Genomic DNA, 15,391 nt, shown 5'->3' on the forward strand with positions numbered 1-15,391 from the left:
TCCAACAGTAGCGCTTGCCAATTACGCGATATCTTTATAATGTAATAAGGACGTGGAGGCCCGAATGGATCAAGCCGCTCTTATCGACAAAATCCGAACCATCCTCACCCCCTTCGAAACCGAAAACATGGTCAGGTCTTTGAAAACCCTGACGGTGAAGAGCGCCATCAGCAATCCCTGGTTTGTCGGGATCTTTTTGATCGTGGCGTTCTATGCGGTGGTGGTACGGTCGAAGTTCGTCCTGAGCCTCCTTTTTGCCAGCGCCTCCATCCTCATCCTTATCCGGTACACCATGCCCGCCGAAGGCGACAGCCTTTCGGTCTCCTCCACCCTCCCTTTCGCTTTCGGCGCCCTGGCCATCGGTGCGGTACTCATCTACCTCTTTTTCATCAAGTCGGAGTGACAGAACTTTGCAGAAGATAGGCTTTACGTCCACCATCCCGCTCGAGGTGCTGATAGCCGCGGGTGCACGTCCCGTCGACCTCAACAATATTTTCATCACCAATCCCGAAAGCATCTCCATGATCGACGAGGCGGAACTGGCAGGGCTTCCCCGCAACGTTTGCGCCTGGATCAAAGGGATCTACAGCGCGGTGCTCGCCAGCGGCATCAACGAGATGATCGGGGTGACCGAAGGCGACTGCAGCTATACCAAGGCGCTTATGGAGCTCCTCTCCCTTAAGGGGATCCGGGTCCACCCCTTCGCCTATCCCGCGGGAAGAGACGCCGCCAAGCTCAAGGGGGAGATCGAAAACCTGATGGCCCACCTGGGGGTCGGCTGGGAGGAGGTCAACGAGGCCAAGCGGCGCCTGGACGGGATCCGCGCCAAGGTCCACGAGATCGACCGCCTGAGCTGGGAGGAGGATCGCGTCACCGGCGAAGAGAACCACTACTTCCAGGTCTGCACCTCCGACATGAACGGAGACCCCGCGGCCTTCGAGGCCGAGGTCGACGGTTTTTTGGCCAAGGCCCGTCTCCGGCCTGCCCGCAAGGAGCGGATCCGCCTGGCGTACCTGGGAGTCCCCCCGATCGTCTCCGGCCTCTACCGCTTCCTCGAGGAGCACGACGCCCGGGTGGTGTTCAACGAGACCCAGCGCCAGTTCTCCATGCCGTACGGATTGAACGACATGGTGGAGCAGTACCGGGCCTACACCTACCCGTACGACATCTTTCACCGCATCGAGGACATCGCCCGGGAATTGAAACTGCGCCGGGTGGACGGCATCATCCACTATGTGCAATCGTTTTGTTTCCGGCAGATGGAGGATATGGTGTTGAGGCAAAGCATCCAGCTCCCGATCCTCACCCTGGAGGGGGACAAACCGAGCGAGGTGGATGCCAGGACCAAGATCCGTGTCGAAGGGTTCCTGGAGCTGCTGGAAGACCGCCTCTAGCATCCCCGTTAGCCCTTCTCAGCCACAAAAATGTTACATGGCACCCCTTGGTTAGGCAAGGCGGAGGCGAAAAATTTCCAAAGATTCCGCATCCATGGTGCAGGAGCAAACGACAACGTGACCAAGAATCTTAAGATAGGAATCGACCTCGGGAGCCGTAAGGCTAAGTTCGCGCTCCTCGACGGGCACGAGATAGTCCGGCTTGCGGACCAGGACACCATCTCCTTCTACAAGAGGTACGGGAGCATGGTGGGGGACGAGCTCTCGCTGGACCTGGCGGGAAGCGGAATCTTCACCCCCGAGGAACTGACCCGGGCCGAGATCACGGTGACCGGCTACGGACGAAACAGTATCAACCTCCACGGGGCGCGGGTGATCTCCGAGATCAAGGCTCACGTAACGGGCGCCAAGGCGCAGACCGGGCTGGCCGACTTTACCATGCTCGACATGGGGGGGCAGGACACCAAGGTGGCGCTGGTCTCCGGGGGAAGACTCCAGGATTTCGTGATGAACGACAAGTGCGCGGCCTCCAGCGGGCGCTACCTGGAGAACATGGCGGCCGTCCTTGAGGTGAGCCTCGACGAGCTTTCCTCACACTTCGAGGACCCCATCCCCCTGGACGCCACCTGCGGCATCTTCGGAGAGAGCGAGCTGATCGGCCAGATCCTGCGCGGGTACCCGCTCTCGCGCCTTTGTGCCGGGGTGAACCTCACCCTGGTCAAGCGGGTCATGCCGATGCTCAAGCGCTTCCCCTCCCCCAAGCTGGTCATCACCGGCGGCGTGGCGCTCAACGGCGCCATGATCAAGCTCCTCACCGCCGAGTGCGGGATGGAGATCGTGATTCCCGCCCACCCCCAGCACAACGGCGCCATCGGCTGCGCGTCCTAGGACGGCTCGCCCCCCGCGGCCGTCAGGACCCATTGTTTTACTTGAATTTTGGCCTCCGGCCGGGTATCCTCCCCCGGAGCTTAACTCCCGGAGGAATTCCATGAGCATCAGAAAGCAGGACTGGATCTTCATCGCCCTCGTCGTGGCCGTCATCATCATTTTCTACGCCATCTCCGGCGAAGAGAAAACCAAGCGCGTCCCGCTGGACGCCAATCATCAGGCCTCCTACGATATCTTCAAGAAGACCCAGAGCAAGATGGAAGCCGACAAAGGTTGCCCCGCCTGCCATTTCGTGGGCCCCGGCGGCGTCCCCTTCCCCGCCAAGCATCCGGTCAAGCCGAAGGACGGCCCGATGCGCTGCCTGTTTTGCCACAAGCTGAAACTAGCCGGAGTCTGATCTTTGGGTGGAACGCTGAACCTGACCGCCGAACTGGAGCGGCTGATCCGCGACGTCATCGCCCGCACCCCCGAATTTTCCCACATCGTCCCCGAACGTCTTTTGGTCTGTGTTTCCTCCGGCCGTCCCAGTGCCGGAGGAAGCCTCGCCAAGATCCATCCCCTCCGCTTCGAAGGGGGTGAGAAGTCGGTCCGCCGCCGGCGCGGCCGCCGGGCGGTGACCTGCACCATGCCGACCATCATCCACCAGGGGGAGGAGATCCTCTACGTGGTCTACTTCCTGATCCCCCGCTTCCTCGAACTGCCGCTGCGCGAGAAGCTGATCACCATCTTCCACGAGCTCTACCACATCTCTCCCGCCTTCGACGGCGACATCCGCCGCTTCCCGGGCAGAAACTACGCGCATGGCTCCTCGACCAAGAGCTACAACCACTACATGGGACAGCTCTCGGACGTCTACCTGGCCCAGCTTCCCGACCGCTCGCTCCTCTCTTTTCTAGAGGGAGATATGGCTGAGCTTCGCTCGCGGCACCGTTCCATCGTGGCCCGCCGCCTGCAGGCGCCCCGCATCAAGGTGACCCCCGCCTAGAAGAAGGCGGAACGGCTCGTGGGAGGGAGCGCCGGTACCGGCGCGGACGGCACCCAGCAAAAAAAGGGGACTGGCACCTTACGGAGCCAGTCCCCTGAATATTTTGGATGCTGGAAATTTTGGATTGCTAGCTGTTTCCGCCCGCCGGGAGGGGAGGACGCTTGGCGGCTCTTCGGCTAGCGGAGGAAGGTTTTCACCACGAAGTCGGCGACCTGGGCCGGGTCGTTCAGGTCGAGCACCGGAACGTCGAGATCCAGCGCCTCGTCGCTCGCCACCGCGATCAGGGTGTCGTCGTGCTGTTCACCGCGGCAGAGAAGGGTGGCGCTCCGCTCCTTGCGATGGACCTCGATCTTGGGCATCCCGCTCTTTTTGAACCCCTCGGTGAGGACGATGTCGACGTCGCCGAAGTAGGCCGCCACCAGCTCCTCGATGGGAGGTGACTCGCGGTGCTTCTTGACCACGGCGAGCTTCTCCGGAGAGGAGATCAGCATAGTGTCGGCACCGGCCGCGGTGAGACGATAGCTGTCCTTGCCGGGATGGTCGATGTCGAAGCGGTGGGCGTCGTGCTTGATGACCCCGACCCGGTAGCCGCGCCCCTTGATCTCCCCGATCACCTTTTCCAGCAGGGTCGTTTTCCCGGTCCCCGATTTTGCCACGAAAGAAACTGCCTTGGTCATGCGTCCCTCCTTCAGGCGGGCTTCCCTGCCCGCGCTGTCTAATTTTTGCAGCCGCAACTGCACGAGCAGGTAAGTCCCACAGCCTTTTCCAGTGCTTCTTTCCCTTCCTTATAGCAGAACCAGGAGATCCCGAGGGCACCTGCCGAGTCGAGCCAGCCGATCCCGGTGAAGCGGTACCCGACACTGAAGGCGAGCAGGATCCCCGAAAGGTAAAGGCAGACCCTGGTGCAGGCGGCATCGGCCATGATGGCCTTCGATTCCAGGGCCCTGCCGGCCTTCACCTTGTAGTGGATGAGGAGCCACATGGAGAGGATGGAAACGCAGGAGACGACGATCCCCCAGAAGGTAGTTTTGGGAGCGTGGCCGTGATAGATATCGTAGGCGCCCGAGACCAGGAGTCCGGCCGCCAAGAGATAGAAGCAGTAGCCGGTGATCCTCAGCGCGGTCCGCTCGAAGCGGTCCCGCTCCTCCTGCCGGTTCGACCGCTGGCGGCGGACCATGTGCCAGATGCCGGCGCCGGAGACCACCTCCACGAACGAGTCGAGGCCGAAGCCGAAGAGCGCGAGGGAGTCATCGTCGAAGCCGAACCAGGCGGAGACGATCCCCTCCACGAGATTGTACGCGACGGTGATGCAGGCCAGGGCCGAGGCGAGGCGGTAAAGCTCCTCTTTCGCCGATGCTTTGATATCCATGCCGTCCTTTCCGTGCGGGCAGTAAAGCATGAATATAGGCCCGGCGGGCGGTCGAAGTCAATCAGCACAAAAAAGGCGAACATAAAATGTTGACAACCCAAAATACCCTGTGCTATATAACGGTTCTCTTTGATGCACCGGTTCCGCCGGGGCATCAGGAGCTGCAAGGTTAACAACTTGCTGATCTATTCCCCAATAGCTCAGTTGGTAGAGCGGGTGACTGTTAATCACCATGTCCCTGGTTCGAGTCCGGGTTGGGGAGCCATCTAACACAGAAGGCTCACAGGAAACTGTGAGCCTTCTTTTTTCCCTTCTTCGCCACATCCAATAGAATGCGCCCGTAGCTCAGCTGGATAGAGCACAAGACTACGAATCTTGGGGCCGGGAGTTCGAATCTCTCCGGGCGCGCCAATAAAAAAAAGGGTTACGGCTTTAGCCGTAGCCCTTTTTTGTTTTCTGCATGACGAAGTCGGCTTGCGTCAGATGAAGGGGACGGCGGCCATTGCAATGCACGAGACTACCAACGCGATGGCATTGGAGATGAAGTACGGCACGACGCAAAGGGCGATGCCGGTCAGCGCCATCTTGAGGTTGCCGGTCTTCTTCCCGTACATGAGATAGGCGGACCCGATCAGCCCCGCCAGCAGGCTGATCATGATCGTGGTCATGTTCATCTGCCCGAGCAGCGACCCCATGTCCGTGCCGGATGCTGCTGAGCCAGTCATGCCGGCTTGGAGTTTCGAAGTGATATCGCCAAGGCCAGCCAGCCCTTGAGCATCGTCTGTCATAGACACCTCCCCTGATAGAGTTGGAATAACATACTCTACTCCTAATACCCCTCCGGATGCACCTTAAAGTACTCTTACGGTTTTACCACCCCTTCACCGGACGCCCTTGACTCGTTTGCTTCGATCTCCCGAAGAACCGTCCCCTTTTGCCGCATCGGCGTTTTTTGGCCTTCTCCCGGTGAGGCACAAACTCCGCGTCTACCGTTGACAGAAAAATATATTGGTATACGTTAATCTTGTCGCGAATAAAAAATGGCTGCCCGTGGTGACAGGGGTGGCCGAACTGGAGGCGCGTATGACACCAGTGAACAAATTCCGGAAAGGATCCATGCATGTCCTGAACGTAGGCGACTTGATGCAGGATCCTTTGCAGGCGAGGAAGTACTTCGACGAGGAGCCGTTGGCCGAGCTGACAGCGTCCATCAAGAAGCTGGGAGTGCTTGAGCCGATCCTGGTGAGAAAGGGCGAGGGGGAAAAGTTCCTGGTGGTAGCCGGACAGCGCCGGTTACAGGCCACCCTGTCAGCCGGGCTGAGCACTATCCCTGCGCTGATCACCGACGGAGATCCGGCAGAGATCTCGATCGTCGAAAACCTGCTGCGGGAGGAGCTAACTGCCATCGAAGAGGCGGAGGCGATCGAAAGTCTTAGGGCTTCACACAGCTACCAACTGAGCGACCTCTCGGGGGTCCTCGGAAAGAGCCCGTCGACACTCTCCGAGATTCTGTCGTTGAACAGGCTACCGCAGCCGATCAAGGACGAATGCCGCAACGACCACAACGCGTCCAGAGGTGTGCTCACGGAAATCGCCAAGGCGACTCCGGCCAAGGGGATGGTCCTTTACCAAAGGTACAAGGCGAGCGGACTCACCCGCAGCCAAGCACGGGCGAGCGCAGCCAAAGCGAAAAACGGGATAGTGGACGCACCTCAGGACCTATCCTTCGTGGACAACTTCCTGAAAAGGTTGGCCGCGCTCGATCTCGAAACCCTGGCCGAGAGTGAGCGGGTTACGCTGGCGGCAGGGCTGAAGGGGATTTGGAACGAGGTACGCAAGAAACTCAAGAAGCTGGCGCCGACTCAGGAAGCACCCCAGCAGCCCCAGCGCTGACTATGTCGGCACACCCCAAACTATGTCCAGCCCCTCATTTCGGCCGGCCGAAATAAGGGGTTAAACATTCGATATCGCACAAGTAATTCTCAAAAAGTGTACCTAAATTTAATTAAAAAATCCGTAAATCTGCCTCCTTTTTTCTTCCATAACTCCGCATACAAGACCGCAGCTTCTCGCGCCCGTCGACGAAGTCCGCCATCTGCCGTGTCTTGCCGGATCGAAGTTGAGCGGTGAGCGGCACCGGGCCGTTGTTGTTATACCGGCACCTCCATGATAAATTTGAGCGCCAGAGTGCGATTCTTACGATGGGAGGTGAGGGTGCAGGTGGAAACAACGACGGGCTCTCCGTACATCAAAAAGCTCACGCCGGAGCACGAGAAGGCTATCTGGCGGATGCCGCTTTTGAACATCGACTCGCTCTTGATCCCCTCCCCCTACATCCTCGACAAGGCGCTCGACCTCGATTACGACCACAGCCTCGTCTGGGAGGAGAAAGGGGAGCTCCTGGGCTACCTCCTGGTCTATACCACGCCGGACCGGAAGAAATTCCATCTCTACCGCCAGGTAACGAGCCCCTTCGGAAGGGGAAAGGGGATCGGCTCCGCCCTCGCCGGCCATCTGGCCAACTCCGTCCTCCCCGATGCCCAGATCTACCTCTTCGTCTGGGACAAGCTCATAAGCTCCATCGACTTCTTCAAAAGCAAAGGGTTTACCATCGACGAGACCATCGTCTTCCGGAAGATGAAGTTCCACCGGATGTCGATCACGGCGGAAACCCTGCGGGTGACCGCGGCCTCCACCAAGCGGCCGGAAACCTCCGCCAACGAGGAGCTCTCGAAGGTCCGCCACGACGTGAAGAAATCGCTCAGGGTGCTCTTCGACATGGCGGCCATGCTGTCGGTGGACAATTTCAACAAGATGGCCGAGGACATCACCCGCGAGAGCACCGCCCTCGTCAACACGCTTAACACCTACGAGGACACCGTTCACCTCTCCCAAAAGGTTTCCCTGAAGGAGCTGATAACCGACCGGGTGATCCCCTACCTGGAGGCGGTGGATAGCAGTTGCGAGGTGAAGGTCACCCTCAGGGGGAAGATCGAGCCGGTCAGCGGCAGCTATTCCGCCTTCAGCCGCGCTCTTATCAATATCGTCTCCAACGCGGTCGACGCCATCAAAACAACGGGAAGAGGGGGTCTCATCGAGTTCACTCTCGAGCAGCAGGAGGATACCGTCACCTTGGCCATCACCGACAACGGGACGGGGATCGAAAAGGAGCGGCTACAGCTCGGTGCGGACCGAGTGCCGCTCTTCGTCGGCAAGACCACCAAGGAAAACGGCGAGGGGATCGGCACCATCCAGGTCTTTTCCACCTTCGGGGCCGACCGGATCAGGGTCGAGAGCGCGGCGGGGGAATTCACCAGGTGGACCATTTCCCTCAGGGCCAACAGGTCCAAGGAAGCTATGCTTCTTACCGATCTGTGGTCCAAGTACATCAGGTTCATCAAATCGACCCGCAAGATCGGCATCGGCAAGGAGAGCAGCAGGACCGAGATCTCCGCCTTCATCTGGCAGCTGCGTCAGATGGAGCTCTTCAGCTTCGACCTCATCTACCATTTCAGCACTCACAACAACATCCGCGACATCTACCGGGGCATCCTCCACTACCGCGCCGGCACCCGTTCCTTCGATCTCCTCAAGGAGGAGCTGAGGGGCTGCCGCATCGAGCATCCCCAGATCAGGTCCTGGCTCCTCGGCATCACCAGGCGGATCGCCAGAAACGAGGCCTTCCTCAGGGAACAGGTCCCCTGTGACCAGTACCGCGATGTCCTTTTCCAAAGCTACGGCCAGGCCATCGGCCGCACGATGGTCTTCACCCTCGACCCCGAGACCGGCAATTTCTTCACCGCCGACCGCAGACTCGTCGAGCACCTCGACTTCCTCCCCTACCTGGGGAAGGACCGCGACGAGCTCCTTAGGGGAGAGCTGATCGGGGACGTCAGGAACGCCGGGAGCCCGATCTATCTGGGGGTGTGGTCCGTGAAGGACGAGGAGGATCTGCACCGGAAGCTGAAGCTGATCAGGAAGGGAGCTCGGCGGCTATTGGAAATGGGGCTTGCCAAGGAAAAGAGCATGGCCTTCTACAACACGACCTACAACAGCTGCGGTAGTGAGCTCGACACCTTCAAAACCGTCACCCTGGGAGAGATGGCTGCCCTGGAGGAGGCGGATTTTCCGCGCTTCATCCGTCAGGCAGACAACGAGTTGAGCGGGCTCATCTTCGCCAACTGACGGGTCGGCGAAGAGCCGGGCGGGGAAACGGGAGGAGAACGGCTCGCTGACCGCCAAGCCGAACTCCTCCTTGCCGTCGAAGAACGGTAGAAGGAGCCCTTCGGCGCCCCCGCCAGCTTGAGGACGGCATCGGCGCCGGTGGCGTTATACCCCTGGGTGGCGAAGTGCGCTTCGGGAGCTAGACGGCAGGGGCCGTATCCTCACCGGCGGCGGCGTCCTCACACGGCTCCTCCGACTGATCTCCCCCCTTGAAGCCGAGGTAGATCTGCTTGTGCAGCTTCAGGTGCCAGTCGGGATCTTCCTCCTCATTTTCCGGCGGCATGACCGCATCCTCCCATTCCAGTATCGTGAAGGTATCCGCGGTGATGTCCCGCAGCGTCAAGGTCCGGCTCTCCAGGCAATAGTCGTGGGTGTACCATTTCCTCGCCGGTTTGGTCCCCACCACACGCCCCACCGCGAAGGGGGCTGAGATCCGGTTGCCGATGAACTCGTACAGGGCGCATCTCGGCCCCACGCCAACCATCAAGGTGCTGTTGGCCGGGCACAGAGAGAGCTTTCGGTGGTTTTCGCTGAAAAAGAAGCAGCATCTGGATTCCAGGAACCTCTCGGTCTCGCCGAATTCGAGATCGGTCCTCTTCAGGATGGCGCGATCGAAGTAGTAGAGGTGCCGGTTCGCAAAGTCGATCGACCATATGTCGTCCGGGTGCATGTCAACCCGGTAGTCCGAAGTCAGGTTCTTCGCGCAAACCTTCAGGTGGTCCTTGCCACCGATGATGAACTTGTCGGGATGCCAGGAAAGCCGTCTCATGACGATTTCGGTAAGGTTGCCGATCTTGATGCTATCGCTGATCGGGCTGGCGCTGATGCCGACCCTTTTTCTCACCACCTTGGCCGGCCTGGTATCCTTGATGTCCCGGATAAGGGCATAGTAATCGGTGGAGCGTTCGGAGGAGAGGAAGAAGGCGATGGCGCAGTCGTCGGCCACCTCGCTAAACTCACGCATGTCGAAACAGGCGGTGAAGGCGCTTTTTTCCTCGCTCAGTTCCGCACGCCACCAGGTGAGGTGGGTTTTCATGTCCTTCAAAAGGAAGACGTCGTCCGGAGGGATGCAATCCAAGATGTAGAGGTCCTTGAAGTGCGGCGACGAGAACCTGGTCGCCGTCATCCTTTCCAGGTGCAGGATCACGATGGCATCGTCGGCTTCCCTGAAGAAGATGTGGCGGTCCGACGAACCGGCCCAAAACAGGGGGGGCTCACTAGTAAGGTCGACCTGAAGGGTATCCGACCATGCCAGCTGCACGGGGGACCTTTCGATGGCGAATTCACGGGCCAACTCGACATCGAACTCGTCGAGGGCGGCCTGGTCGGAGATATGGCTCCTGCATCTGGCAGCTTTCTCGGGGTTGCCGGCCCTGGCCGCGTACCGGTATTGCCGGATCAGCTCGTCCTCCGAGGGTGTTGGGGTCAATTCCGCGATGCGCGCCTCGATGGCGGTCAGGAATCCGGCGCTCTCCTCGGCGGGAAAGAGGGCCGCGGCCCTGCGGATCGTATTGAGAAAGTGGTGGGCCTGGCTCAGGGTAGTCTCCTCCCTGGATGCGGCAAGGAGAAGCGCCTCGATTTCCTCCCGGGCCTTTTCCCGCTCCGCCGCCAGAGCCGGCTGGTAGACCTCCCTGAATTGGTCGTATCTCTCGAAGTAGTGCCTTCCCCCCTCGAGGATCTCCAGGCACCCTTCCGGGCGGCCCGCCCGGACCGTTGCGGCGGCCTTCACGAAATCGAGCCAAAGCTGCCGGGTGCCTCTTTCGGAAACCTTGTCGAGCCTTCGGTTATCGCAGAGCACCGAAAGGTACGGCGAAAGGGAACAGGCCTGCCGGAAGCGGGACTCCCCCTTCTCCTGGCCCCGTAGCCACCACACGGTATCGAAGACCTCCGGCCATGCCCCCTCCGCCACCAGCGTAGGCAGGCGATCGAGACGCACCTGCACCGCCTGCTCCTTCTTCCTGTTCTTTTCCACCTCGACGAGTTCCAGGATCCTTTCGTGGTTTTGGCCGTCCCGTACCAGCAGTTTCTCCAGGAGATCCAGCCTCTCCTCGCACCCCTCCGCCTGGCCGAGTCTCTCCCAGAGCTCGCCGGCCTCGGCAGTGCGCCTGCCGGCATCGAGGCGTGCGAGGACCGTGCGCGCCCCCTTGTTCTCGGGCCACAACTGGAGCACCTGCCGCGCCCTAAGCTCCGCTTGGGCCCCCTGCCCCTCATCGAGGGCGGAAAAGGCGCGTGCGAGCAGCGGCTCGACCTCCGCCTGCATGGCCTCCTCGACCTCCTTCGTCAGGGCCTCCAGCCTCACCGTGTACCCCTCCGTTTCCTGGGCCGTCCTGACGAGCTCCCAAGCCAGCACCGGATTCCCGTCGCGGTAGGCGATTTCGGCGTAGGCTACCAGGGCTTCCTTGTCGAGTGCGCCCCTGGGTATGCTATCGAAAATAGCCGGGCTTCGGATACCGCACCGAGGAGGTGGTAGGTCCGGGCCAAGAGCACGCGAAGGGTCGCGTCACGCAGAAACTGCCCCTGCTGTCCCAGGAGCAATTCCACCGCCTGCGGATAGGCCCCCATTTCATCCACGAGCGCGCGGGCGGCCCGCTCTAAGATGGCGATCTCGTGGCGGGCCGAAATCCTGATACCGGCCAAAAGCTCCGCCGCCCCCTCGAAGTCGTATTCGGCAAGGCGCGCCAGTCCACACTTCAAGGCATCCGCGGGAGAGTCACCGGCCACAACTGGTCCTTTCTTCTTCTCCTTGCGCGGGGGCTTGCGCGCCGTGGCTGGTGAGGGTGTGTGGTGGACGGCAACGGAGTCGAGAGCCCGCCCCGAGAGCTCGACCAACTCGGTGTGACAGGCATCCACGGAGGGAAGGGTGGCATGCTTGATCAGGACAATTTTAGGGTTCAGAGGATGGGGGTCGAGGTAGAAGGCTTCCCCGTACTGTTCCAGGAGCAGATTCTGGAGCCTCGACTTCACCTCATAGCCGTACTCCCGTTCCGATTCCGACAGGCACAGGCTCGTTGGGTTCACCTTCTTGATCAGGGAAATGAGATCCTGCGAGGCGGGAACGAGGGGTGATTCCAGCGTCTTCTCGGCGTGTTCCATGGCGGCGTGCCAGCACATAGCTCAACCTCCCTTCGTCCAGAAAGATTTGGAAATTTCAATAGGCCACCTGAGCCTGTCAAAAAGAATCGCTACGGCCGGTTAGGCTCCAAGGTGATCCCTTTGCCGTGCATTAGGGATGGATTTCGTGTGGGTTCTCGGCTATCGTTCTCAGCCGGAACGGTACGTCCTAACAAACGGAGCTTTCATGCAGAAGAGAAAAACCATTTACCTCGCCTCGCCTTTGGGCTTCAGCCCGGAACTGTCTGGGTACCTGGAGAAGGTGAAGGCCAAGCTCGCCTCGCTCTCCTTCGATATCTTCGATCCTTGGGCGCAGGAGCAGTTCGCTGAGAAGATCGACCAGGCCCTCGCCATTGCGGACTACGGAAAAAGGATAGCGGCCTTGCAGCAGGTTGCGGGCGAGATCGGCCGCTGCAACGCCGAGGGGATCAGGGGAGCCGACATCGTGCTTGCCGTCCTCGACGGGGCCGAGGTCGATTCCGGAACCGCCAGCGAGATCGGCTTTGGCTGCGGTCTGGGGAAAACATGCTATGGGCTGAGGACCGACCGCCGCGACTCCGGCGACTTCGCCGGAATCCCGATCAATCTCCAGGTGCTCCACTTCATCGAATGCACCGGCGGCAGGCTCTTCCGGAGCATCGACGACATCGACATCCCCGCCGTGCCGTGACGCTCCGGAAGGCCCCCGATCCTTGACCCGCTACTTGAAGAGCCTCACGTTGTCCAATCCGCCGGTGTCGGGCCCGACCACGAACTCGCCCCGGATGGTCAGGGAGGTGACGGCGGCCAGCACGGTCTGGAAATCGGCCCTGGTCGCATCGGCAGTGCCGTTCTTCCAGCCGCTCTCGGTGAGCTGGATGTTGTAATGGGTCCAGGTGGTTTGCGGATGAGGAAGGGTGTCATAGGTGAGCGTGATCCCGCCGCCGACGAGGATGATGTCGTGGTCGGCGTACTGCGACTGGGTGGTGGATTGGCGCAGATCGAACTCCAGGGATTTGCCGTACGAGGAGGAATCGTCCCCCAGGAACTGGGCCGGCGCCACCCAGTACCAGGTGATACCGTCGGCGTTGTCCACCGCCTCGAGGTACCCGCCGGGGTTCCCGCCGGTGGCCCGGTAGGTCGGGAGCGTCGAGGTGCCCTGGGCGTCTCCGACAACTCTCCACCCCTCGTCGCCGGACGTAAACGAGCTCGCCACCACGTTGGCGGAGTCGGGGGTGGCGGTGAAATTCTGCCCGGTCAGGTCCCCCCCCTGCACGGTGACCGGGATGCTCGCCGGAGAGAAGAAGTAACCGGCTTTGGCCGGGGTGACGGCGTAACTGCCGTTGGAGAGCCCGGCGATGGTGTAGGCCCCGGAGCTGTCGGTGGTTACCGTGGCGCCGCTGGTGCCGATCGAAACGCCATCAAGACCGGCGCCATTGAGGGTGACAGCGCCCGAAACGTGGTAGCTAGCAGGGGTGTTGACATTGCCGCTGCCGTTGCCGTTACTCCCGCCTCCTCCGCACCCGCCCCAGACAAGCACCGTCATTGCCCCCATTATCACAAGCGCCTTTTTCCATGCCATTGTCATCTTCGACCTCCTGTACCGGACTCTCTATCAACAGCTCTCTGTTGGCGGCACCGGTAAGGTGCCAATGAGTGTCCGGCGTCACATTGTGGTGTCGGTTCCCGCATGATTAAACAAATTTAACATTGAGTTTAACTCAGAGCACCCTTATGGCAACCGCCGGGCGCGAAGATGCGGGAACTGTCCTAGCCGCAATACCGGAGAAGACCAGCGAGAGAGAGTCGATGGCGAAGGCTCACACTCTGCTGTGAGCCTTCTTTGTTTGGGGGGGAATCAGAACTTGTAGGTAACCCAGGTAGTGACGTAGTCGACGTCTTCTCCGGAGCCGGACTGGCGCAGGAAGGGACCCGCCAGGAAGTGGGCGTAGATGGCCACCAGCGAGATGTGGCGCTCCACATTCCATTCGCACTGCAGTTGCGGCTGGCTGCCGATGTACCGGGCGGAGGAACTTTTCCCCGACCTCACCAGCACGACGGCATTGTTGTAGAGGCCGTCGTGGGTGCTCTGCCGCCAGAAGAAGTCCCAATTGGCGGTGATGGTCAGGGCGCGGGGGAGGCGGAGCTCCACCGAGGGATTGAGGTTCATCAGGTTGACGGGCCCCACCAGGCCGTTTTCGCTGAAGTAGGCGCCCTTCGGGAAGAGGGGGTTGAAGGTCTGCAGATTGCGGTCGTTGGGATCGTGGTCGCCGCTGGCGATGTCGGCCTTGAGCCCGAGGCGCGGTGAGAACGGGAACGATTCCAGGCGGTAACCGGTGTCGGAGGCCGCGGTCCAGGCGCGGATGTCCCCCCCGTCGAAGCTTCCTCGCTGGTAGAGGAACTCAAAATTGTAATCGTAGGGCTTTTCGGTACGCCATATCCTGGTACCGAACGAATGCCGGGTCTCGCGGGCCCGCCCCTGGTCGAAGCCGGCGCTGCCGCGGTAGAGGCCGAGGTAATAGAGGTCGATGCTGGCCTTGGTGGCCGGGAGCGGGAAAACCGAGTAGACGCCCCACAGTGCCTGGTTATGGCTCGCGTAATCGTCGAAAACGTGGCGGTTGCTGAGGACGGGACGAGTGGCGATGCCGTCGATGGCGACCTCTCCCGCCCGGTACATGAGGCGGAAGCCGTCGAAGCTTTGGCGGACGTTGGGGCCTTCCCGCACCGAGACGATGCGCTGGGAGCCGTAGGCGAGCTCCTGGCGCCCCGACCGCAAGGTCAGCTCCCCATCCCCTCCCAGCGGAAGGCCGAGGTCGAGGAATCCCTGGTGAAGGTCGAGCTCGTTACGGTCGATCGACGGGCGCGGGCCTCCGCTTCTGCCGTTTTCGAGGCTGCTCTGCAACTGCCCGAAAATCCTGGCCTGCTCTCCCAGGTGGAGATCGCCATGGAGAAAGTAGCGTTGGAGGAAGTAGCCGTTGTCCCGCGGCAGCTCGTTCCAGTTGAAGTTGTCGAAGTACTCGTAGCGCTCCCGCGCCTCTCCGCCCAGGCTCAGGTACCAGTCGCCCCGGCCGTCCAGGGGGAGGTACTTGACCGGATCCCAGACGTCCGTTCTTTTCGTGGGATCGCGCAGGTAGCGGTAATCCTCGTCGGCGCGGTTGAGCTTGTAGCTTGGTACGGACGGCCCGGTTTCCAGGGGGAAGGCCGGGGCGGGCCAGGCCGCCAGCATGGCCGACATCGCCAGTATTGCCGATACGTATCTCATCTGTCCTCCCCCGGGTCCCGGAACCTTCCTGGCCGCCGTCACCACCTTCGCCTCTTCTCCACGGGCTTCCCTCACCTGCCCTCCGGCATTTCGCTTTCAAAGTCTACCATACCGGATCCGTTGCCCTCCCCCGGCAGGCCAGGCGCCGCGGCTCTTCACTGCTCCCTCCGTCCTAGCCG

The 15,391-nt window shown here is 61.0% G+C and carries 15 protein-coding genes and 2 tRNA genes; 10 read left to right on the plus strand and 7 right to left on the minus strand.

Annotated elements, in window-relative coordinates; genetic code table 11:
• Positions 1-64: 64 nt before the first annotated feature.
• From L4X63_RS01775 to L4X63_RS01795, 5 genes are all read left to right on the plus strand, one after another.
• Complete coding sequence (locus tag L4X63_RS01775; protein ID WP_250676865.1) at positions 65-403, plus strand: hypothetical protein; 339 nt, start codon at positions 65-67, stop codon at positions 401-403.
• Positions 404-410: 7 nt separating this feature from the next.
• Entirely contained in the window at positions 411-1,394 is a 984-nt protein-coding gene (locus L4X63_RS01780) for a 2-hydroxyacyl-CoA dehydratase family protein (RefSeq protein WP_250676866.1), read from the plus strand.
• Positions 1,395-1,511: 117 nt separating this feature from the next.
• The gene (locus L4X63_RS01785; RefSeq protein WP_250676867.1) at positions 1,512-2,282 is read left to right on the plus strand and encodes an acyl-CoA dehydratase activase; all 771 of its coding nucleotides are present in this window, start codon (positions 1,512-1,514) and stop codon (positions 2,280-2,282) included.
• 100 nt (positions 2,283-2,382) lie between these two features.
• Positions 2,383-2,679 carry a cytochrome C gene (locus L4X63_RS01790; protein WP_250676868.1) on the plus strand — a complete coding sequence of 99 codons (297 nt, stop codon included), beginning with the start codon at positions 2,383-2,385 and terminating at the stop codon, positions 2,677-2,679.
• A 3-nt stretch (positions 2,680-2,682) separates the two neighbouring features.
• Positions 2,683-3,267 (plus strand): putative metallopeptidase, encoded by a 585-nt coding sequence (locus L4X63_RS01795; RefSeq protein ID WP_250676869.1) that lies wholly within the window; start codon positions 2,683-2,685, stop codon positions 3,265-3,267.
• A 176-nt stretch (positions 3,268-3,443) separates the two neighbouring features.
• Here the strand turns inward: L4X63_RS01795 and mobB are convergent, their stop codons facing one another.
• The gene (gene mobB / locus L4X63_RS01800; protein WP_250676870.1) at positions 3,444-3,944 is read right to left on the minus strand and encodes a molybdopterin-guanine dinucleotide biosynthesis protein B; all 501 of its coding nucleotides are present in this window, start codon (positions 3,942-3,944) and stop codon (positions 3,444-3,446) included.
• Positions 3,945-3,982: 38 nt separating this feature from the next.
• Complete coding sequence (locus L4X63_RS01805; RefSeq protein WP_250676871.1) at positions 3,983-4,636, minus strand: cation efflux transmembrane domain-containing protein; 654 nt, start codon at positions 4,634-4,636, stop codon at positions 3,983-3,985.
• 189 nt (positions 4,637-4,825) lie between these two features.
• Between L4X63_RS01805 and L4X63_RS01810 the strand changes: the two genes are divergently transcribed.
• Together L4X63_RS01810 and L4X63_RS01815 are read left to right on the plus strand one after the other, a co-directional pair.
• A tRNA-Asn gene (locus L4X63_RS01810) sits at positions 4,826-4,901 on the plus strand.
• 69 nt (positions 4,902-4,970) lie between these two features.
• Positions 4,971-5,047, plus strand: a tRNA-Arg gene (locus L4X63_RS01815).
• Between the two features lie 68 nt (positions 5,048-5,115).
• Here the strand turns inward: L4X63_RS01815 and L4X63_RS01820 are convergent.
• Entirely contained in the window at positions 5,116-5,361 is a 246-nt protein-coding gene (locus L4X63_RS01820) for a hypothetical protein (protein WP_250676872.1), read from the minus strand.
• 358 nt (positions 5,362-5,719) lie between these two features.
• On the opposite strand from L4X63_RS01820, the gene L4X63_RS01825 reads away from it, so the two are divergent.
• Positions 5,720-6,529 carry a ParB/RepB/Spo0J family partition protein gene (locus L4X63_RS01825; RefSeq protein WP_250676873.1) on the plus strand — a complete coding sequence of 270 codons (810 nt, stop codon included), beginning with the start codon at positions 5,720-5,722 and terminating at the stop codon, positions 6,527-6,529.
• Positions 6,530-6,856: 327 nt separating this feature from the next.
• Positions 6,857-8,821 (plus strand): GNAT family N-acetyltransferase, encoded by a 1,965-nt coding sequence (locus L4X63_RS01830; RefSeq protein ID WP_250676874.1) that lies wholly within the window; start codon positions 6,857-6,859, stop codon positions 8,819-8,821.
• A 178-nt stretch (positions 8,822-8,999) separates the two neighbouring features.
• Here the strand turns inward: L4X63_RS01830 and L4X63_RS01835 are convergent, their stop codons facing one another.
• Together L4X63_RS01835 and L4X63_RS01840 are read right to left on the minus strand one after the other, a co-directional pair.
• Positions 9,000-11,210, minus strand: a complete 2,211-nt coding sequence (locus L4X63_RS01835) for a hypothetical protein (RefSeq protein WP_250676875.1) — start codon at positions 11,208-11,210, stop codon at positions 9,000-9,002.
• A 35-nt stretch (positions 11,211-11,245) separates the two neighbouring features.
• The gene (locus L4X63_RS01840) at positions 11,246-11,971 is read right to left on the minus strand and encodes a hypothetical protein (RefSeq protein ID WP_250676876.1); all 726 of its coding nucleotides are present in this window, start codon (positions 11,969-11,971) and stop codon (positions 11,246-11,248) included.
• A gap of 187 nt (positions 11,972-12,158) precedes the next feature.
• On the opposite strand from L4X63_RS01840, the gene L4X63_RS01845 reads away from it, so the two are divergent.
• Positions 12,159-12,641: a nucleoside 2-deoxyribosyltransferase gene (locus tag L4X63_RS01845; protein ID WP_250676877.1), complete on the plus strand. Its 483-nt coding sequence runs from the start codon at positions 12,159-12,161 to the stop codon at positions 12,639-12,641.
• 30 nt (positions 12,642-12,671) lie between these two features.
• Here L4X63_RS01845 and L4X63_RS01850 read toward each other — a convergent pair whose 3' ends face one another.
• Positions 12,672-13,538, minus strand: a complete 867-nt coding sequence (locus L4X63_RS01850; protein WP_250676878.1) for a laminin B domain-containing protein — start codon at positions 13,536-13,538, stop codon at positions 12,672-12,674.
• Positions 13,539-13,808: 270 nt separating this feature from the next.
• Positions 13,809-15,212 carry an alginate export family protein gene (locus tag L4X63_RS01855; protein WP_250676879.1) on the minus strand — a complete coding sequence of 468 codons (1,404 nt, stop codon included), beginning with the start codon at positions 15,210-15,212 and terminating at the stop codon, positions 13,809-13,811.
• Positions 15,213-15,391: the final 179 nt, after the last annotated feature.

Origin of the sequence: Geomonas sp. Red32, from assembly GCF_023652955.1 — a bacterium.
In the GTDB taxonomy this organism is placed as follows: Bacteria; Desulfobacterota; Desulfuromonadia; order Geobacterales; family Geobacteraceae; genus Geomonas.

Excerpts from the sequence above, each read along its gene's own strand:
- L4X63_RS01775 (WP_250676865.1), top strand. The coding sequence starts at position 65 with ATGGATCAAGCCGCTCTTATCGACAAAATCCGAACCATCCTCACCCCC.
- L4X63_RS01790 (WP_250676868.1), top strand. The coding sequence starts at position 2,383 with ATGAGCATCAGAAAGCAGGACTGGATCTTCATCGCCCTCGTCGTGGCC.
- mobB (WP_250676870.1), bottom strand. The coding sequence starts at position 3,944 with ATGACCAAGGCAGTTTCTTTCGTGGCAAAATCGGGGACCGGGAAAACG.
- L4X63_RS01805 (WP_250676871.1), bottom strand. The coding sequence starts at position 4,636 with ATGGATATCAAAGCATCGGCGAAAGAGGAGCTTTACCGCCTCGCCTCG.
- L4X63_RS01820 (WP_250676872.1), bottom strand. The coding sequence starts at position 5,361 with ATGACTGGCTCAGCAGCATCCGGCACGGACATGGGGTCGCTGCTCGGG.
- L4X63_RS01825 (WP_250676873.1), top strand. The coding sequence starts at position 5,720 with ATGACACCAGTGAACAAATTCCGGAAAGGATCCATGCATGTCCTGAAC.
- L4X63_RS01840 (WP_250676876.1), bottom strand. The coding sequence starts at position 11,971 with ATGTGCTGGCACGCCGCCATGGAACACGCCGAGAAGACGCTGGAATCA.
- L4X63_RS01845 (WP_250676877.1), top strand. The coding sequence starts at position 12,159 with ATGCAGAAGAGAAAAACCATTTACCTCGCCTCGCCTTTGGGCTTCAGC.
- L4X63_RS01850 (WP_250676878.1), bottom strand. The coding sequence starts at position 13,538 with ATGACAATGGCATGGAAAAAGGCGCTTGTGATAATGGGGGCAATGACG.
- L4X63_RS01855 (WP_250676879.1), bottom strand. The coding sequence starts at position 15,212 with ATGAGATACGTATCGGCAATACTGGCGATGTCGGCCATGCTGGCGGCC.